The sequence below is a fragment of the Streptomyces sp. AA1529 genome (genome assembly GCF_000280905.1).
Taxonomy (GTDB): domain Bacteria; phylum Actinomycetota; class Actinomycetes; order Streptomycetales; family Streptomycetaceae; genus Streptomyces.
Genome location: NZ_ALAP01000060.1, coordinates 1 through 21,497, shown reverse-complemented (window position 1 = coordinate 21,497; position 21,497 = coordinate 1). Strand labels below are relative to the sequence as shown.

Genomic DNA, 21,497 nt, shown 5'->3' with positions numbered 1-21,497 from the left:
CCGGGGGTACCGGTGGCGTCGCGCTCACGGGGCCGGAGGCAGGCCATGCAGCAGGCACCGGCACAACACCGGGATCGTCCGCGGTCCCCTCGACGTCCTGTGCCAGAAGAATCGTCCGCAGCCTGGAGGAGGCGACCAGACCGCGTCCTGCCAGGTACCAGTCCCAGGCAGGGCCTTCACTGTACAGGCGCCCGTCCGCATCCGTCACCTGGCCGGCCGACGGCCCCGCCGGGTTGTACTCACCACGCAGCCCCAGCCCGGGCAGTTCGGCCACGAACATGTGCAGGTCCGGATCGGAGTGCCCCTGCCCCACACCGTGCTCCGCTCCGTGGAGGTGGCCAGCGGGGACGGGAAGTGCTCCCGGGTGGCGGCGAAGCTCTCGTCGAACCAGCCGTCGACCGAGTACGGCACCTCACGCCCGGGGTGCGCGGCCCGCCCGGTGGAGGGTGTCCCGGCCGCCCGTGCGCCGGACGAGGCGGCGGGCCGGGTGCGGTGCCAGCGGCCCGGGGCACCGGTCGACCGGTCCGGGAGCGCGGTCAGCCAGCTCGGCTCGGACGGGTCGCCCTCGGAGAGGAGGAGCGCCCCGCTGTAGCCGATCGCGGTCCGGTTCTCCCGCTCGGAGTAAGCCTGTTGCTCGGCGGTCCGGGACTCCGCGGCCGGACCGCCGGCCAGCAGCGCGACCCACCGGTCCGGGCCGGCCTCGCGCAGCTCCGGGTCGGCGGCCAGCAGCGCGAACAGTTCCGCTTCGGAGACCCGTACGGTGCCGCCCGGCAGCCGCAGGACGGTGCCGGCGCCCGCCTCGTCCGCGTCGGTGCTCACGAAGTACGGGAGGGGGCCGCCGTCTGCGGCCCACGGGGTGAACTCCAGCTCGGTGGTGTTCCCGTCGGGGCCGGGCCGGACCGTGTACATCCGCAGCGGCTCCAGCCCGCCGGGCGTAGGTGTGCTCCCGTAGTTGCGGCCCTGGTGGTTGCCCTCGGAGTCCACGATCCGGGTGGCCGCCGAGAACGCGCCGAGTGCGGTCAGGTGCAGGAGCGCGAGCACCGCGGGGTCGGCCGGGTCCTGCCCGGTGGCGACGGCCTGTTCCTCCAGCCGCGTCAGTTCGGCCTGCTGCTCGGCGTCCCACACGGTGTCCGGGTCCAGATGCAGCGCGGCACGGCCCGGTTCCTCGCGGGCGCGGACGTCCTCCTCCGGGGGTGTCACCACGATGTCCGGTACCGATTCCTCGCCCGACGGCGTCGGCGCGGTCCAGGACTCGGACTCGTGCTCCGGCCCGGACCGGTGCTCCGCCTCGCGGGCGTGCGCCCGGTCGGACTCCGTCCGCGACTCCGACCGGGACCCCGAGCGGGACTCCAGATCCAGATCCAGCTCCGAGACACCGGAGTAGTCGGACGGGTCCAACGGCACGGACGGCACCGGGGGCAGCGGCGACGCCGGGTGTTCCGGCTCGGGCGGGTCGACCGACACGTTCGCCGGCTCCGTCCCCGGCAGGGAGAAGGGCAGATGGACCGGCCCCTCGGGGGTGCGCAGCACCAGGGTGACCGGCCGGAGGGCGAGAGCGGCGGCGTGGGCCGCGGCGCCCATGAGGTTCGAGAAGGCTTCGGGGAGCCGGGCACCGGCGGCTTCCCGTGCATGGGCGAGCGTGCCGCCGTCCAGCAGGGCGGTACGCGCACCGAGCAGTGCGTAGCGGGCGGCCGTCGGGACGTCACCGGGGTCCAGCCAGACCTGCGGGGCCGCGTCGTCCTCGGTGAACGCTCCGGCGAGCAGGGCGCCGAAGTCCTCGGAGGAGACGGCGCTCCAGTCGCGGGGGCCGCTCTCGGCCACGACGGACAGCGCGTCGTAGACGTTCGCGGAGGGCCGGACCGGTGTGAGGCCGTTGCCGAGGACGTCCTCCAGGGTGGCCCGGACCACGGCGTTGCCCGTCACCCAGCGGGTGCCCTCGGGCCCGGAGACCTCCAGCGCGGTGTGCACGGTCAGGGTGTAGCCGAGTACCCCGCTGTCGTCCTGCTCCTCGTCCTCGTTCTGCGACAGGCCGGTGCCGTACTTGAGGATCTCGCGGCGGTAGCTGGAGACGCCGGTCGACTTCCCCGTGGTGATGTTCTCCCCCGCCACGGGGACCGCCCCGCCGAGGGTGTCGGTGTTCCCCTCCGTCAGTCCGCCGCTCAACGGCACGTTCGCCGACGGCGAGTACGTCTGGCTGCCCGAGGACGAGGCGCTGCGGATGTTGACGCGGATTCCCATCAGGACGAGGGTCCGGCTGGAACTCTCGGTCTGCGGCCGGTAGAGGTCCAGCCGGACCGAGGAGGAGCTGCCCGACGGCCGCTTGCCGGTGAAACGGGACGCCTGCGCTGCGGTGAGTGCCACCTTGCCGGAGCCGACGAGGTTCCCGATGCGGAGCATCGTGGACTCCTGGGACTCGGAGGTCTTCGGCAGCCCCCCGTCGCGCAGGGCGGGGTCGACGGCGCGGAGCGCGTCGGCGAGTTGGTCCACCGCGTCGAAGTCACCGACGATGAGCGTCTGCTCGGGTGTCCAGCGGGCGCCGGCGCCCAGCGGCTCCGGCGCCGGTGCCGTTTCCTCCGCCGAACCGGTCGCCGTGTCGGCGGGCGTACCGGTGGCCGTCTCGGCGGCCAGGTCGGTGGCCGGCTCCGGGAGGGACCGGGCCTGGCGGGGGTCGCTCTCGTGCAGCTGGGGGGTCAGCAACTCGGGCGCGGTGGACCAGTCCACGGTGCCGTCCGGGCGCTCGTACGGCGTTTCGTGCGCGGGAAAGCGCAGATGGACGGTGAAGGGCGTGCTGGAGACGGGGGTACCGGGCTGGGGCTCCTCCTGCGACGTGGTGGCCTCGGCGGGCTCGGTGGACCCGGCCGGGTCCGGCTCGGCGGTGTCGCGCTCCGCGGCGGGGGCCTCGCCCACCGGGGCGGCGCGATTCCCCTCGGCCCGCTCGCCGGACGCGGTCAGCGTATCGAGGGGAATCGCCTCGTCTGTCGCGCCCGTCGCAGTGACCGGAGGGGGCAGTGTCCCGTCCTCCGCCGCGGCGTCCGGAGTACGGCCGAGGACGGCCGCCAGCGCGCTCGGCAGTTCAGTCATGCCGTCGGCCATGCGGCTCAGCAGCCGGCGCAGCCCGAGGGTCTCGCCCGCCGACAGCCCGCCCTCGACCAGCAGCTCGGTCAGCTCCTTCAGCGAGACGACCTGGTTGACGAGGAAGCCGGGCAGCGTGTCCGGCAGCAGTTCGGCGGAGGCGGTCGCCCGGAACTCGTACGCCACGTCGAACTGCGCGGCCGGAGCGTAGGTCCGCACCCACTGCTGGCGGGTGGGCGAGAGGGTCAGGGAGGTGGAGCGGGAGCTGTTCGAGGCGAAGGACGCCGAGACTCCGGCGCTGCCCGCGTTGTCCGTTCCGACCACGACGGGGAACCCGGCCGACGGGCTGAGGCTCAGGCTGAAGGTGCCGGACCGGGCGGCCGTGCGCGTCACCGAGCTGGGCGTCGAGGAGTAGATGTTCTCCAGACCGGACTTCGGCCGCAGCGCGCCGCGCACCTCGCCCAGGTCGCGATCGGGCGCCGGGCGGGCGTTGACCGACAGCGTCACCCGGTACAGGCCGCCCCAGACACCGGGAGCGGACTCCCCACGGCCTCGTCCCCGGTACACGAAGGTGATCGGCTTCAGCCACCTGTCGGCGCCCGCGCCGACCAGTGCCCGGGTGCCGATGGCCGAACCGGTCTGCGTGATGCGGGAGTCCAGACCGTAGACGTAGCTGCCGCTGCCCGGGGTGAGCGAACCGGGCGCCACCCGCTCGGCCTCGGCACGCAGCGCCTCGACGAACGCGTCCAGCGGACCGTCCGGCAGGGTTTCGGGCACGGTGGCGGGACCGAGGGCCCGGCCGCCCGAGCGGACGAAGAAGGGCGGGAGGCGCCGGTCGAGGGTCGGTTCGTGCGGAGTGAGCCCGGCCAGCTCCGCCAGCCGCGGGTCCTCCCGGACGCCGGTCTCCGAGACCCAGAAGACGAGGGCGCCCGGCACATGTGTCGCGAGGGTCCGGACGGTCTGCGGGCCGACCCCGAGGGCGTTGGCGAGCGCGTTGACGTGCCCCACGGAAAGGGAGGACAGGTAGGTGAAATCGGCGCGGAAGGCATGGTGCGGTTCCCTGGCCTCGACATTCATCCGGTCGCTGAAGACGGAGTCGGTGTCGCTCACGCTCCACGAGACGGCGAAGCTCTGGCTTCCGCTGCCGGTGACGCTGCCCGACACGTCCCCGTCCGCGCGGGTGACCGAGCCGCTGAAGCCGAGCTGCGCGGTGCGCTTGCCGCCGCGGCCCCGCCAGGCCGCGTCGGTGGCGGTGACGTCGCTCTCCATCCAGTTCCCGGACCCGGTGAAACCCTCCTCCGGCGGGGTGCCGACGCCCAGGTACTGCACGTCGTGCAGGTAGCCGCGCACCTCCCCCTGTACTTCGGTGCCCATCAAGGAGCCGGCCGATCCCGCGTGGTAGCTGTAGCCCCCGCGCGCGATCTGGACCGCCAGGGCGAGGAGGGACGTGCTCGACAGGGCGGCCCGGGCGGATTCCTGGGCAGGGTTCTCGGGGTAGGCCAGGGACTGGCCGAATGTGACGTCCTTCAGCCATTGCGCCGGCTGGGTGACGAATCCCGGCAGCAGCGTCCCGACCTGGCTGCCGTGCTCGGCGGTCCAGTTCAGGATCCTGGCCAGCGCCCCGGGGGCCGGAGCGTCCGCGGTGTCGTCCCCGGGGCTGCGGCCCGTGAGGAGCTGCTGGAAGGCCGAGATCAGCTCGGCGCTGCCGATGGCCGAGTTCACGTGCGCGTGCGCCGGGAGCAGTTGCGCCCCTTCCGGCCGCCGGCCCTCCTCGTCCGGCTGCATCCGGGCCAGCCGGTGGTCCTCGTCGGTGGCGGGACGGATGGTGGCCGCGGGGAGCAGGGCGGGCCGCTCCGCGAGAGTGCGGGCCAGTGGGAAGGTGGCGGCGAAGTTCCCGTCGCTCGGGTCGGAGACCCACACCGGATCGGTGCCCCCTCCGAAGAACAGCTCGGCGTCGTAGGTGACCGGGATGTCGTACTGGGCCAGGCCGGTCTGGGTGTAGAGGAGCTTGTCCAGGGCGTATCCGGAGGCGGAGCCGGCGGTTTCGGTGTGCTGCCCGCCGGCCGAGAGGCTGTAGGGGATGCCGCCCTTCATCGTCGTGTCACCGGAGACCGGTCCGTGTGCCTCTCCCGCGAACGCGCCGGTCAGCGTGTGCGAGGAGGTGAAGGACTCGCCGCCGGCGGTCGCCAGGCCGGTGGCGTTGAGCGAGGACCAGCCCGGGAAGTTGCGGCGGTGCCGGGGGGAGGTCCCCTCCTGCGGCTTCATCCGCAGGACCGCGCACGCACGCCAGTTGTCGTATTCGTGCGGCAGGTCGAAGTACATGTGGTGGCCCGCGCCCACCATGTCGCGCGAGGCGCAGCGCAACCCGACCTGCGAGCGGGCGAGGGACAGCTCACGCTGGTTGGCGGCCCACGCCTGGAGGGTCTTCTTGCGGCTCACCTCGTCCATCCAGTTCAGCGAGGTGCGCTCCACCGGGGGCAGCAGCCCGAAGGACCGCACCTTGTTCTCGATCGCCTCGAACTGGGCCTCGGTACCGGTGAGTTCGAGGGGGGTCACGGACACCCCGAGAGCGCGGAGCCCGAGCACGTCCGGTGGCAGGTGCCGCTCCTGACCCGGCGGGACGGGGACGCCCTCGACCTCGGCCCTGCTCGGTACCCGCAGGAGGTGGCTCGCGGGGCGGCTGAAGGTGAACGGTTCGGAGCGGCCCCCCTCGGCGGAGACGAACACCGCCTCGAACTCGATGTCCGCCTCGACCAGGAGCTGCGGGTTCTCGGTGGCGATGCCGAACCAGTTGTACGCCGTCCCGCCCGAGTCGAAGCCGTGGTCGCGCTGGTACTGGTAGGCGCCGGAGAAGGTCGGGCCGCCGCCGACCCCCGAGCCGTCGGGATCCGCGAAGGCCGGGGCGAAGGAGAAGCCCGGCTGCACGGCGTTGGACACCGTGTAGGAGTTCTTGGCTCCCGCCGTGTAGAGCAGGCTGTTCTCCAGCACCACGTTCTTCGACCTGACCAGCACATCCGGGTTCAGCCACCTCAGCCGCGCCCTGACCTCCAGGAAGCCCATCGTGTCCCCGGCGCGGTCCCGCAGCACCGGTGAGGGGTAGGCACCCGCCAGCATCAGCGGCAGTCCGGAGCGCTGGTTGTTCTCCGAGAGGAACTCGCCCAGGTCATCGGCCGACTCGGAGGAGAGCCTGCGCAGGTGCGGACGCAGCTCGTCGGAGGCGACGATCTCGTCGTGCAGCGCGGCGGGGTCCTGGATGGTGTCCATGCGGATGGGCAGGAAGCCGGCGGAGAGGGTCCGCGGCTCGGCCGGCAGCTCCTCGTCCGACGCGAAGAGCGTGCCGTATGGAGCCGGCTCCGGGGGACGCGTGAGGTAGTCGGGGAACCACGCGGCGACCCGGCCGGGAGCGGTCGCGGGCGGGATGTCGCCCCAGCCGTCGTCCTGGGACGTGTCGTCGGTCGCGGCTTCGGACGCGCTGTCGGACGCCTCGTCGGACACGGTCTCGGACGCGGCATCGGACGCGGCCTCGGGCGCGGATGCGTCCGCGGACGTGGAGGTGCGCCCGGACCCGGTCGGGTCGGCCGCGGAGGACTCCTCCGTCCCGGTCCCGGTCCCGGTCTCCTCGCCGGGCGCCGGCCCGATCGCGCGGGGCGGAGCCGGGGCGTCGAGTGCTTCGACCTTGATCTGCGAGACCATGCCGTAGTCGTAGAGGGACGAGGGCTCCATGCCGAAGGCCAGCGCCGACATCGCCATGTATTCCTTCGCGACCGTCGCCGAGATGCCTTCCTGGTTGTGCAGCAGCGTCAGCTTCGGGGTGATGCCCAGGGATGCCAGCGACGCCAGCACGGGATTCCCCGTGCGGTCCATCGCCCACGTACGGCCGTAGGAGAGCGGGAAGGTCCGCACGGTCTGCCGTCCGCCGTTGCTGCTGGAGGTGACGGTGGTCTTGTTCCGCTCCTCGACCTGGATCGTGCGCCCCTCGGGCACCTCGGACGCCATCGTCGGCGCGAGCCGGGCCTCCCCCAGCTCCAGCCGCCAGGACACCTGGTAGCGGCGGCCCCGATAGGTCACCGTCCGCACCATGCCCTTGGTGCTCAGCACATACGGCAGCGACTCCAGGACGGGACTCTGCGCGTACGCGGTCGCCACCTCGCCCAGCAGCGCCGCGCTGCCCCGCTGGTCCTGCGCCTCCAGATCCTCGGTGGCCGTCCCCACGTCCGCCCGGTGCCGGGCGCGTACGGCGGTGCCGATTCCGGCGTGCAGCCACTCCAGCGTCTCGTCCGGGAACGGCATGACGTGCACCGATCCCAGGAGTCCGCGGTGGCCGTGGCCGAAGTTCGCGACGAAGGTGGAGAACCCGTCGGAATCGGAGCCGGTTTCGGAGAGCGTGTCCGCCTCGGAGGACGCATCCGTGTCGTCTCCGTCTTCCGACCCGGACTCCGCCGCCGATTCGGCGGCCGGCCGGGACTCGGGGACCGGCTCGGAGCCGGAGTCCGACTCGAACCCGGAGGCGGGCTCGTAGTCCGGGGCCGAGCCCGGCTCGGAGCCGGAGTCCGGCTCGGAGACGGCACGCTCGTAGTCGGAACCGGAGTCCGACTCGAACCCGGCAACCGGCTCGGAGACGGGCTCCGGCGGCTCGGGGGCCGGCTCGAAGTCCGACTCGGAGTCGGAGCCGATCTCGGAGTCCGCCTCCGAGTCGGCCTCGAAGCCGGAGTCGCTGTCGTCCTCGGGAACGGTGACCGGTCCGCGGCCGGGCGCCCGGTCCCGGCCGGGGCCCTGTCCGGTTCGCCCGCCGGTGGGTGGCGGCGTGCCGACGGTCTCGGGGTCGGTGTCCCGCTGCTCGTTCCCGGCCGGATCGGAGGCCACCAGCGCGTCGTGCACCCAGGCCGACGACCGCGACTCGTCCCCGGACGGCGCGGCGGGCTCCGGCTCGCTCACCGTGCCATCGGACGTGTCCCACTCCGAGTCCGCCGGGGCAGTGCTCCGCGGGACGCGCGTCGCCGCCGGGACCCGTGCCTGCGCCGGGAGTTCCGGCAGGGGCGCGATCGCCGGCGGCCCGGCAGCGGTGGCCGGGTCCGGCAGCGGCGCCGCGTCCGGCAGCGGGTCCGGTACCGGGCTCGGCGCGTACACCGGCTCGGCCGGGTCGCGCGGCGCGCTCCGCGTCCAGGTGAGCGGGGTGTCCGGGTCTCCCTCCGACGGGCGGAGGGTGAGCACCGAGCTGCCGTCCCGGCCGCTGGGCCGCAGACCGGTCGCGGCGGGCGTCGACCAGACGCCGCGGCCCAGCAGTTGCGCCAGGTCGTCGGCCAGGCCCGGCGCGTACCGGTCCAGCTCCGGAACGTCCAGCACGAGGTCGACCGCCAGGTCCAGGGCCTGCAGGGCGGGGTCGGCGGCCAGCAGGTGCGGGAGCTCGCTGTGCGGGGCGCGGTGCGTCGTCCCGTCCGGCAGGGTCAGCAGGAAGTAGCGCCTGTCGGCCCGGTCCAGCGTGCCCCGGACCAGGCTGGGCGTCGGCCGGCTCACCTCCTCCTCTCGCGGGGAGAGCCAGGGGGCCTGCTGCGGTGCGCCGTTCACCTCGACCGTCGTCAGGTCCACCACCGGCAGCACCGGCAGGCCCGTGAAGTCCCGTGCGGTGCCGGTCTCGTCGCCGCTGCCGAGTGTGCCCGCCGTGGTGGCCTCACCCAGCAGTCCGGCCTGCTGGAGGTGGTGGGCGGCGGCCACGTCCGGGTCCATCACGGCCCCGAGCGGATCGGCGGCGGCGCGGCCCTCGGCGAAGGCCCGGGTGAGCACCCGGCGGAGCTCCTCCTCGCGGGCCGCGTCCACGGTCTCGTCCGGGCCCAGGTGCAGCACCTTGCGGGCGACAGCCGCCACCTCGGCACCGGCCAGCGCGTCGTACGTCTTCACCCGCGCCCAGAACATCCAGGAGCGCAGGTCCTCCCCGGTGAAGGGGGATTCCGGCGCCTGCGCGGTCAGCGTGTCGGCGCCCGTCTCGCGCAGCCACCGGAGGGCCTGCTCCACGGCGGGCATGGACACGAAGGCGCTCAGCGGGACGTCGGGGCGGGCCCGCGTGGCATCCGCCAGCACCGCGCGGTAGCCGGCCTGGTCGACGCCCTGCCGCCCGGCGGGGTGCGCCGCAACCGTCCGCTGGAGGGCGTCCAGCGTGAACGGGCCCCACGCCCCGAGTGCCGGGTCGTTGCGCCACATGCCCTCCAGGGCCGCGGCGCCGCGCAGCAGTTGGTGGAAGTCCGCCGCGTCCTCCACGTCGCGGCCGAAGGTGATCTTCAGTGCGCGCACCAGCTCCAGGGTGCGCTCCCGGACCGCCTCGGACGACGGCCGGGGACCGCTGTGCAGCCCGGCGATCCGCGCCAGTCTGCCCAGCTCCGACGAGGTCGGCTCGGGCCGGAAGTACTGCCACCGGGTGCGCCGCCCGCGCGCGTCGGTGTAGAGCGCGTGCCGCTGCCGGCCCGCGCCGTCCCGGACGACGGCGTGGATGTGGTCCGGGGCCCGCACCGGCAGCCGTCCGCCGTTGGCGGCCCGCTGGCCCGCGGAGATGTGCCGGAGCGGGTTGACGACGAACGGCATCCCGGCGGCCTCGCCCCGGCCGGTACGGCCACGGGCTCCGTCGAGGTCGAGCGGGGCCCCGCCCCAGCAGGACACCAGACTGATCCACCGGGCGCGGCTGCGGCGCAGGAGCCGCGCGGCCCAGCTCTCGATCCCGCCCTCGTCGAGCATGCCGTACGTGCCGTCCGGCCGTGCCTGGGCCACCCGCCCCGGCAGGGAGTGCCCGAACAGGTGCTCGGCCTGGTACTCCGAGCCCTGCAGCGCCGGCCCCCGGAGCGGAATCTCCTCCGACATCTCGCCCGTGGCCGGGTTGTAGTGCACGAACCCGGTCTGCCGGGCCAGATCGCGGCTGAACTCCTCCCGGGCACCCGCCAGGTCCGCCGGGGAGAAGAAGCTCGTGCCGGTCCGCCGGTGGCTGCGCCTGCCGACCGCGGGACGCAGATACGTCTCCCGGTCCCAGTCCGGACCCGCCTCGGCGGGCGCGGGCTGCTCGGTGGGCTCGACGGCCAGCCAGTCGCCTTCCGGCCGCCCCTCCTGGTGGACCACCCGGATCACGTCGGAGCCGGGGCGGAAGTCCACTGTGCCGCTGTGCACCCACACCGTGCGGCCGACGAGGTTCGCGAACAACTCGATCCGCTCGAGGTCGGCCTGCCCCGTCATCCGGGTGGGCCACACGATCGGGACGCGGTGTCCCAGCCCCTCACGTTCCATGTCCGCACGCACGACGGCGGCGGTCTCCTCGATGCTCTGCTCGCGCAGTGCGCCGTCCGGCCACCGCAGCCCGACCAGACCGTCCCGCAGCGCGGCCGAGACGGGATAGCTCCGCCCACCGGACCAGGGGGCCGTCTGGTGCGCGTCGCCTCCCGTCAGGGAGCCGTCCGCCGACGCGCGCAGGATGTCGAACTCGGTGACCGCCTGCTCTCCCCCGTTCAGCCCGGGGATGCGTTCCCCTCGGTGGGTGAAGTACCGCGTCCGGCCCGCTGCGGCCAGTCCGAGCCGCTCCAGGACACCGGGCTGCCCGAGGTGGAAGGCGGCCAGCGCACCCGTCGAATCCGCCTGGCCGGCCGTCCGCGCCTGCCCGACCAGGGTGTACAGCGCGCCGAGCACCGAGTGGTCCACCTCGGCGTCGCCGGCCAGATGCAGCACCTGCCGGGCCTGTTCCTCGCGCGACATCCGGGGCCTGCCGAACCGCTCGGCCGCACCCTCGGCCAACGCGTCCAGCACGTGCCGCGCGTCCGCGACCGACGGTCCGGACACGTCGATCACCGTGTGCCGCGCGGCTTCGCCGGTACGCGACGGCCCCTCGGCGCCTCGCCGTCCGCCGTACCGGGCCCGCACCGGGACGTCCGCTGCCCGCAACGGCCGCTGCCCGGCCGGGAGACCCGCCTGGAGCCCGGCCAGCTCCCGCTCCAGAGCCCGCCGGAAGACGGCGGCCACCTCCCTCGCCCGCGCCGTGCCGATCCGCTCGGCTCCCCACGCCGTGCCGGGCAACCCGTCACTGTGGCCGACGATGTCGACCTCCTGAGGGGAGACCCCCAGTTCGCGGTGCGCCACAGCGACCCGCGCCACGCGGCGGGCCGACTGCTCGATGGACGACCACTCCTTGCGCGACAGGTGGGTGGAGGAGCGCCAGAACGGCACGAACGTGGCCGAGGAGCGGGCGGGCGGCGCGGAGACCGTGCCCGTGCCGCGCGCCGGCACGGTGGCCGGGGCGGCCGGGGTGCTCCCGACCGGTGCGGTGACCGGGGCCGCGAGCACCGGCCCGGCGGACGCCGGGACCGGCGCGGCGCTCGACAGCGGTGCCGGCTCGGCGCGCAGCGCGGACTTGAGGGGCGGGGCGGAGGGGCGCCGCCGCGCGGGGTCCGCGGAGGAGTCCGGGACGGCCGCGGCCGCGTCGTCCGTGTCCGACGATGCGTCCGGGTTCTCCGGGGCGAGGACCTGCGCGTCGAGGACGTCCGGGGCCGCGACACCGGGGCCCGGCACCGCACGGACGGCCGCACGTCCTGCGGAAGAGGGCACCGGCTGCGGGGCGGAGCCGGACGACGTGGCCGCCGGAAGGGCGGGAATCCGCGGCTGCGTCTTCTGCCAGGCGTCCACGGTCGGCGCGGGCGAGCCGGCGGGGCCGTCCGTCAACTCCAGGACGGATGGGCCGCCGGAATCGGCCTCGGTCAGTTTCACCGGCAGGCTCGTCCACCACACGTCCCGGCCCAGCCGGTCGGCCAGCCGCTGCGCGAGTGCGGGGGCGAGTCGTCCCAGTTCCGGGAGAGCCAGCACGACCGGGACGTGTGCCGCGCGGTTCATCAGGGAGCGGTCGGCGGCCACCAGCTCGATGAAGACGTCGAGCGTGACGCGCCGCTTCTCCCCGGCGATCTGCACCGCGATGCGGTCGGGATCACCGGGGTCGGGGTCGGCCACCACGAGGTGGGGGCTGGGCGGCTGGGGGCCCTCGGCCCACTTGGCGGGCTCCCGGCCGGCCGGGGTCCGGATCTCGGACAATTCCACGTGCCTGTGCTGTCGTTCCGGGCCGTAGTTCCGCCCGGAGCCCCAGCCGTCATCCAGCAGGACGACCTGGCGGGTGTCGTCGGCCGTCGCGCCGGCCAGCTCCAGTTCGTGCGCGGCGACCACCGCGGGGTCGGTGGCGTCCCGTCCGGCGGCGAAAGCCCGGGTGTAGGCGGTCCACAGCGGCGCGTGCGAGTACGTCGGTGGCAACTGCAAGGGATAGCCGAGGACTTTTCTGAGCAGGCCGGGCACGTCCACCCCGGGCGCGCGCAGCGTCTCCTCGGCCTTGACCCGGGCCCAGAACAGTCGCGAACGGTCCGCTTCCGTCACCTCGTCCGGCTGAATGTCCAGCGCGACGGCCGCCTGCGCGTCGAAGTCCGTGCTCTTCCGCCACGCCAGGGCGTGGTCGACCGCCGGCGGCGCCGAGACGAAGTGTGCGAGCGTCGCGCCGGGTCCGGCGAACGCGGCCTCGGACAGAACCCTTCGGTAGGCCTCCCGATCCGCGCCGGGCCCGCCGTCGGGGCGCTCCGCGACCACCCGGTCGAACATGTCCATCGTGAACAGGCCCAGCCCGGTGAACCGGTCGTCGGCCTCCCACATGTCGTCCAGTGCCGCGAATCCGCGCAGCAGACCGAGGTAGGCGTCTCTCGGCTCCGTCCGCTCGACGTCCTGGCCGAAGGTCAGCCGCAGGGCCCGCACCGCACGCAGTGTCCGCAGCCGTTCCCATGCCCGCTCATCCTCCGTGTCGGCGTGCCGTCCCACCGCGTCGGCCAACAGGTCAAGTTCGTCGCCCTCGGGCTCCGGCAGGAAGAACTGCCACTCGCCGGGCCGGCCCCAGGCATCCGAATCGAGGACTCGGACGTACCTGCCGTTCCGTTTCGTCACTCCCTGGGAGCGGGTGGCGGCGCGCACGCCCTTGCGGGCCGCGTTCGCGATGCGCTGGCCCTGCGGCTCCTCCGCGAGCGGATCGGGGACGAAGGGCTTCTCGACATGGGTGGTGAGGTTGCTGATCCACGGCACGGACGCGTCCAGGTACGCACCGACCGAGCACCCCCCGATCGAGATCCAGCTACCGGTCACGCTCTTGCGGCGGTACCAGGCACGCAGTTCCGCGGATCCGGCGAGCACGAACCCCCGGCCGTCGAGTGTCATCAGCTGCTGCCCCTCGGGGCCGGCGTGCGTGTCCTCGTGGGTGGCGTCGCTCTCGTCGCCGAGCCCCGGCAGCGGCAGCTCGTCGGAGTACTCCCCGGTGACGGGGTTGCGATGGACGAACGTCGTGATCTGGTCCAGATACCGTTGCTGGTCCTCGAACCCGTTCCACACCATGTCGAAGGTGTCGTGCGAGGAGCGGCCGATCTGCAGACCGGTGGTCCTGCTGATCACGGCGTGGGACCGTACGTGACGGAACCAGCCCAGCGCGTCGCCGTCCCGCGGATCCCATGCCGTACCGGGCAGGCTCTTCACCCAGTCGCCCTGCCGCCGGCCCCATGCGTGCCACGTGTCGACGGTGAACTCACCGTGGGTGTTCTTGCCGAGCAGCACCTTCGCGGTGTGGGCCCACACCGTCCGTCCGGTCCGCTCGGCCAGCAGCCTGGGCAGGTCCAGCAGCAGGGCACCGGCGTCCGGGACGGCGAGCACGATCGGGCTGTCGGGCGGCAGGGCACGCAGCGCCGGGTCGGCCGCGATCAGCTCGACGAATTCCTCGTAACCGACGGTCAGCTCGGAGCCGTCCGGAAGGCTCACCACGACGTGCTGGGGTCCGCCCACTCCCGCCACCACGTAGGGCCTCGAAGCCGGGCTGTCGTCCCAGGGGACCGTCGGCTCCTGGCTCGTGTTGCGCGCGGGAGCCGGGGACACCGCGCCCGTGGGGGATGCCGCCCCCGTGGGCGACGCCGGGACCGTGGGCGAGGCCGTGCCGGCAGGCGAAGCCGGGACCGTGGGCGACGCCGTACCGGCGGGTGACGCCGCGCCCGCAGGCGACGCCGTACCGGCGGGTGACGCCGCCCCCGCAGGCGAGGTGGCGCCCGAGGCGGGTACCGACCCCACCGGCGAAGCCGTACCCGACGGAACCGCCAGCTCCCAGTGGGTGAACCGGATGGCCGTGTTCAGCTCGATGCTCTCTATCGGAGTCCAGTTCAGGCCGGGAATCCGAACCCCGCCCATGGTGAAGTGCTGCTTCCGGCGCGGGTCCAGGACGCCGCGCTCTTCCAGGTCGAAGGCCGCCAGTTGGGCGAATCCGTGGGTCCTGCCCGCCTTCAGGGCGCGGCCGACCAGGGCCAGCAACCGCTGGCGGAGCGCGGCGTCGACGACCGCGTCCTGCTCCAGATGCAGCACCTGCCGGGCGAGATGGTTGAGGTCCAGCGGCGCCCCGTCCCAGCGCCGGTCGCGCCGGTGCATCCTGTTGAGGAGCTCCACCGCCTCCGCCTCGGGGGGCAGCAGCACTTCGAAGGTGGCCTGCCGGTCCCTCGCCGCGTGCAGATCGACCCGCGACGGCAGCGTCCGGTCCCAGACGTCGTCCGGGACGCTTATCCCGCCCCGGGAGGTGATGATGAAGTCGTCGGCCCTGAGCGGACGGACCCCGGCCGGCAGCCCGCGCTGGAGGTCCCACAGTTCGGTCTGCAGACGGCGCCGGAACTCCTCGACGGCCCGGTCCGCCCGCCGCTCACCGGATCGTTGTGCGGCCGCTCGCCATCGCCTGTCCGAACCGCTGCGGACGGCGTCGGCACCGTACGCCGTGACGTCGATGCCCGGCAGCGCCACCCCGAGCTGGTGATTGCGCAGCCCGACCCTGGCCATGTGCTGCGCGAACCTCCCGATACCGGCCCCCCCGTCGGCGAACTGCTCGCCGGCGGGTGCGAACGGCGCCATCATGGCGGCCGGTACCGGCCGTGGCGGCGGGAGGATCGAGACTCCCGGGAGCGGCGGTGCCACCGTCGGTGCCAGGACGGGCGACGCCGGGGCCGACATCGACGCGACGGGCGGCGCCGTGGGCGCCGGCACCGGCGACACCGGGGCGGAGGAACTGGCAGCGGCCGCCCCCAGTCCCGGCATCGGCTGCCCTTGCGAGGAGCGGGTCAGCTCCCGTGCCCGACGTCGGCCGAGCGCCTCCTCCCGGCCGTGGTCCCCCCGCCGGCGGCCGGCGGCCGGGGACCCCTCGCCCGGGCCGACGGAGGAACCGTCCACCGAGGTCGCGAGGGTGTCCGCCGCCGAGGCGACGGAAGAGCCGTCGTCCGAGAGCACGGCCTCGTCCTCGGATTCCGCTTCCGATTCCGGGTCGAAGACGTCCCGCGCGTACAGCTCGTCTGCGGTCACCCCGCCCAGGGCCGCGCGCACCCCGGCGCGTGCCGGGTCCGACGGCACGGACGGCGCGGTCGGCGAAGCGGACGAGGGACCCCGCGAGGTCTCGGGAGCGGACGACGCCGCCGAGCGCGGCACGGACGACGGCGCCCCCTGAGGGCCGCGGCGGCGCGGCAGCGTCCGCCGCCAGCCGCCGTCCGGGAGCACGGACGACCCGAGCGGGCCGGGGCGCACCGTGAGCACCGGCAGTCCGTTGTCACCCGTCTCCGACAGGTCCACCGGCTCTCGCGTCCACCACACCGTCCGGGCGAGCCGGTCCGCGAACCGCCTCGCCGTCCTCGCGGCATCGGCGTCCAGCCCGGTCAGCGCGAGCACGATCGGGGCATCGGCCTCGGCCTTCATCAGCTCGCGGTCCGTCGCCAGCAGTTCGAGGAAGACGCCGAGTGATACCTCGTGGTCCACGTTGCCCAGCCGGACGCGGAAGATGCCCGGACGGCCCGGGTCGGTGACCGCCCGGACCAGGACCGGCTTCGGGGAGGTCGTCACGTTGTCCTGTGGGGAGATCCACTTCGTGTCGCGGAGTCCGTTCGGTGTGTGGATCTGGGACAGGTCGACCCTGGCAGGCTTCGGCTCGGGCCCGAAGTCACGTCCCAGCCCGTCGTACAGATCGGAGGAGAAGTCCTCGACGCGACGTCCGGCCCGCCGGTTGTCCTCGCTCTCCTTCTTCAGCATGTCCAGCGTCTCGGCGGTGTTGGCCGTCCGCAGTTCGGTGTCCGTGCCGTGGGCCCCCAGCCGCGTCAGCCGGTAGGCGGCGACCACATCGGGGTCGGACCCGTTCCAGCCGGCAGCGTACGTGGCGGTGAAGGCGCCCCGCATGTTCGCGCGCAGCGTCTCGTCCGGCGCGACGGACGGGTCGGTGCCGAGCACCTTCGGGATCAGCGCGTCGACGTCCTGCGCTCCGAGCCGCTCCAGCGTCTCCTCGGCCTCGACCCGCGCCCAGAAGAGCCGCGACAGCGCCGCGGGACCCACCTGGTCCTCGGTCCGCCGCAGCACGTCGGCGGCCTCGGCTCGCGGATGCACACCCGGTTGCCGCGTCCAGGCGACCGCCCGGTCCACCGCGGCCGGGAGCCCCGGTACGAAGTCCCGCAACGACGTGCCCGGCGGCTGCGCCCGGGCCGCCGACAGCAGCGCACGGTAGGCCGCCGCGTCCGGATCGGCACCGCCCTCCGGCCTGGCGGCCACCACCCGGTGGAACATGTCCATCGTGAACCGGCCCACGTCGGCGAACCGGTCATCGGCGCGCCACATGTCGTCCAGCGCCGCGAACCCGCGCAGCAGCTCCGTATAGCCGCCGTGGTCGGCCGCCTCAGCCTCGACGTTCCAGCCGAACACCAGGCGCAGTGCCCGCACCCCGCGCAGCACCCGTGCCCGTGTCTCCGCGGGCGCCTCACCCCTGCCGTCGTGCCAGCCGACCGTCTCGGCCAGCCTGTCCAGTTCGGCGCCCTTGGGCTCCGGCAGGAAGATGACGATCCGGCTCTTGCGGCCCCACGCGTCGGTGTGCAGCACCCGGACCCAGCGGCCGTCGATCTCCTCGAGCGCCCCGGATCCGGTGCCGGCGCGTACCGGCATCTCCAGCTCGTTCGCGATCCGTTGCCCATAGGGGACCTGGGTGAGCGGATCCGCGACGAACGGCTCCTCGGCGGTGTTGGCGTCCCGCACGGCCGGTACGGAGACATCCCGGTACTCACCCGTCTGGCATCCCTGGATGTCCAGCCAGCGGCGGGGCCGTTCCGTCACACTCTTGCGCCGGTGCCACCGGGGCCAGCTCTCGCGCTTGAACAGATTCCTGGTGAGGCCGTCGCGCAGGGCGAGGATCAGCCCGCGCGGATCGCCGTGGGTGTCCTCGAAGAACGCGTCGTCCAGGCTGCCGGGCGCCTCCATGGTGAACGGCTCGGAGTACGTCTGCGTCACGGGGTCGTAGTGCACGGCCTCCGTGATCGTGTCGAGGTGCCGGCTCGACTCCTCGAAGCTGTGGTCGACGAGGTTGCGCACGTTGAAGGAGCGTCGCCCGATCTGCAGACCCGTCCGCAGGCTGATGATGGCCTGGGTCAGCGCCTGGCGGAACTCGGCCAGCGGATCGCCCTCGCGCGGGTCGAGTCCCAGGCCGGGGCGGCTGGGCACCCAGTCGCCCGTCGGCCTGCCCCGGTGGCGGACGACGACGACCGCGGACGCGCCCTCCGCCTCGGTCAGCCGGGCCTCGCCGCTGTGCGCGTGCACCGTCATCCCGGTCCGGTCCGCCAGCCGCCGCGGTCCGTGGTGCAGCAGCCCGTCACCGGCGTGGGGGACGGCCAGCACGATCTCGGTACCCGGCGGCAGCCTCCGGGCCCGCACGTCGAGTGCCACCAGCTCGGTGAGCTCCTCGAAGTCGATGAGCAGTTCCCGGTCGTCGTCCAGCCGGACCGCGAACTTTCCGTCCCGCATGTCGGCCGCCACGACATAGGGCCGCGGGTGCTGCCGCCACGGTGTCCTCGTCTTCCAGTGTTCCGCGTAGCCGGGCGTCCCGTCCCGGTCGCGCAGCCGGAGCCGGCTGGTGTCCAGGTGGGCGACCTGCTGCTCGCTCCAGTTCAGGCCGGGGAGCCGCTGCGTCGAGGTGGCGTTGCGGAAGTGGCGCCTGCGGTCGGGGGCCAGGACGCCCAGGCCGCGCTCCAGGTGCAGGGCGGCCAGCCCCGCCATGCCCGTCACCTGGTTCGCCCGCCCCGCGGTCCAGCACAGTTCGTACAGCTCGGCGCGCTGTTCCGCGCTCACGGCCGCATCGTCGGCCAGGTGCAGAATCCGCCGCGCCGCCTTGTCCAGGTCGAGCGGTGCGCCGTCCAGCCGCCGGTCGGTCCGGCGCAGCTCGTCCAGCATCTCGACGGCCGCCGCGTCCCGGTCGTGCTGGAACTCGATCGTCACCTGCCGTTCGATGTCCTCGGTCCCGGCCATGTCCGCCAGCTCGGTCAGCACCGGGTCGCCCTGGTGCACGCGGGCCCGCCCGGTGGCCACCAGCAGGAAATCGGCCGCCTTCAGCCGCAGCTCATGCGGCACACCGGACTGCCGGCTCGTCAGCTGCTCGTCGAGCAGCTGCAGGAACTCCTCCTGGGCGGCCTCCGCGCGCTCGGTCCCGAGCCGCTGCGCGCCGCGGAACGGGTTGCGGCCGGTGTCACGTGGCGCGTCGGCCCCGTACCCGGTGACGACGATCTCCGGCAGGGAGACCCGCAGCGCGTGGTTGCGCAGCCCGGTCATGGCCACCTGGGCCGCCAACTGCCGGTTGGCCGGGGAGCCCTGGGGAGTGGCCGAGCCCGCGACGATCGGCATGACCACTGCCTTCGGCAGCGGCCGCACCGGCCTGGCGCCGACCGGCTCGGTGTGCGGCGCGGGAGCAGGGGCGGGAATCGGCGCACCGCCGGTCATCTCCAGGCCCTGCATCGGTTCGCCGGTGCCGGACCGGGTCATGGCCGCCTTGCGGGCGGTCGCTCGCACGTCGGGACCGGGCTCGGACGAGGCCGACGAGGAGCGGGAGGGCCCCGAGAAGACGGAGGAATCCGAGGACTCCGGGGCCTTGGACACGGTGGAAGCGGCGTCGGACGACGTGGTCACCGTGCGTCCGCGAGCCGTGAGGCCCGGCGAGACGTCCGCCGTCCTGGCCAGGGTGATGACCCGGGTGGCGGCCATGCTTCCCGGCCCGGAGGCGGCCGGTGCGGCGGGCGCCGTCGGGGCCGGGCGCCGCGGCAGCGCGGCGGCGGGCTCGCCCGGCAGCGGCGCGTGTTCGGGCACCGGGTCCGGCACCGGGCGCGGGGCCTCCACCGGCTCCGCCGGGTCGACGGGCACGTTCTCCGTCCAGGCCGGGCCGGAGGCGGTGCCGGAAGCACCGGACGGGTGCCGCGTGCCGAGCAGCGAGCTGCCGTCCCCGCCGCTTCTGGAGAGGCCGGTCGGCAGCGCGGTCGACCACACGTGCCGGCCGAGGTGCTGCGCGATCCGGCTCGCCAGCCCGGGCACCAGTCGGTCCAGTTCGGGGATGTCCAGCACCAGGTCGGTGCGCAGTTCCTTCGCGCGCAGCACGAGGTCCGCGGCGAGGAGCTCGACGAACTCGCCGTGCGTCACCCGCAGGGTCATGCCGCTGTATTCGAGGAGGAGGTGCCGTGTGTCGGCCGGGTCGACCACGGCACGCACCAGGTAGGGCGGCGGCGTGTCGTTGCCGTCCGGGTCCTTGCCGATCCACGGGGCCGGCTCCTGGGTGCCGTCCCCGCTCTCGACCCGTGTCAGGTCCACACTCGGCGCCTCGTCGCGGAAGTCGCGCCCTTCCCCGGACGTGCCGTCGGTGTACCGGGTGGAGGGAAGCGCCGTCCCCTCCTCGACGACCCCGCCCTCGTCGAGGTGGTAGGCGGCGGCCACGTCCGGGTCCGCGGCGTCGCGGCCACGCGCGAACGCCCGGGTGAGCAGGGAGCGCATCTTCCCGACCTGCGCGTCGTCCGCGGTCTCGCCCTGGGCGCCCAGGTGCAGCACCCTGCTGCTGCGGGCCTCCAACTCCTCCTGGCCGAGCCCCTGCAGCGCGTCGTGTGTCTTGACCGCCGCCCAGAACAGCCGGGAGACCTCCCGCGCGCCGGTGTCAGCCGGGCGGAGGACCGTCCTGGTCGCCGACTCGTAGGAGCCCCACTCCCGCGTCAGCCAGGCGGCGGCCTCCGTCACCGTCGGCAGCGGCGCGAACGCGGTCAGCGCGGTGTCCGGAGCGGCTTCCCGGGCGGCCTTCAGCACGGCGCGGTAGCCGGCCCGGTCCACGCCCTGCCGGCCCTGCGGGTGAGCCGCGACGGTCCGCCGGAAGGCGTCCAGGGTGAAGCCACCCGCGGCACCGAACTCCGTCTCCCACATCCGCTCCAGCGCCGCGACGCCCGCCAGCAGGTCCGGGAACCCGTCCGTGTCCTCCACGTCCCGGCCGAACGTCAGCTTCAGCGCCCGCAGCTGGACCAGGACCTGCTCGCGCACCTCGGCGGTCGCCTCGCCGGTTCCGGTGTGCAACCCCAGCTCCCGGGCCCATGGGTCCAGTCGGGTACCACTCGGCTCGGGGCGGAAGATCTGCCAGCGCCGGCGGCGGCCGCGAGCATCGGTGGACAGACCGTGGGACCACTCGCCGCCTCGGTTGAGAGCAACGTAGAGGCCTTCGGCACCGCGCACATAGCGTTGCATGCCGTTGGCCGTCCGCTGTGCCGCGGAGAGGTCGCGGAGCGGATCCACGACGAACGGCACTGGGCCGGACGCCCCGTGTCCCCGGCTGCCGCCGGGAGCGCTGACGTCGGGGGCGACAGCCGCCCAACAGCGCATCATGCCGTGCCAGCGTCCCTTGAACAGCTCGGCGAAGCGGGCGGCCAGGCTCTCGATCCGCTGCCCGTCGACCTCGACGGAGCCGCCCCGCCACAGGGACTGCAGGAGCACGCCGGGGCTGCCGTGCCCCTCTTGATGGTCGGCGTCCTCCTCGGAGAGGCCCGCCGGGGTGGGCAGCGGCTCCTCGGCGAGCCGGGAGCCGGTCGCGGGGTTGAAGTGCCAGAACGTCTTCTGCTGATCGAGCAGGGGGAGGAACTCGTCCAACCCCGGGTCGTGCAACTCGGAATCGAACGATGCGGCTGCGAGGGGCCGCCCCGTCTTCGAGCTGGTGATGACCTGGTTGCGCTGCTCCCAGTACCAGTCCTCGGCCGGCGGTGTGTCGCCCGGGGCCGGAGCCATGGCGGGCTCCACCCCGATCCATTCGCCCACGAACTGACCGGCACGCACGATCATCCGCAGCCTGCCGCTGTCGTAGGAGAAGGTCATCGTCCCGCTGTGTGCCCACACCTGGTGGCCGGTCTCGCCCGCGAGCATCCGCAGCAGCAGCAGGTCATGAGCGGTCGCGAACGGGGTGACCACCACCAGCGGGACGCTCTTGTCGAGCTTCTCCCGCGCCACGTCCGCCGCCACGACCGCGACGGCCTCCTCGATGCTCAACTCCCGGACCGACCGGTCCGGCAGCCGCATCGCGACCGTGCCGAGCCGCCCGTCGGCCACCAAGT

1 protein-coding gene is annotated in these 21,497 nt (G+C 74.0%); it reads right to left on the bottom strand.

The window, feature by feature from the left end; all coding sequences use genetic code 11:
* Positions 1-204: 204 nt before the first annotated feature.
* Positions 205-21,492: a lonely Cys domain-containing protein gene (locus A949_RS33745; protein ID WP_272944206.1), complete on the bottom strand. Its 21,288-nt coding sequence runs from the start codon at positions 21,490-21,492 to the stop codon at positions 205-207.
* Between the last annotated feature and the right edge of the window lie 5 nt (positions 21,493-21,497).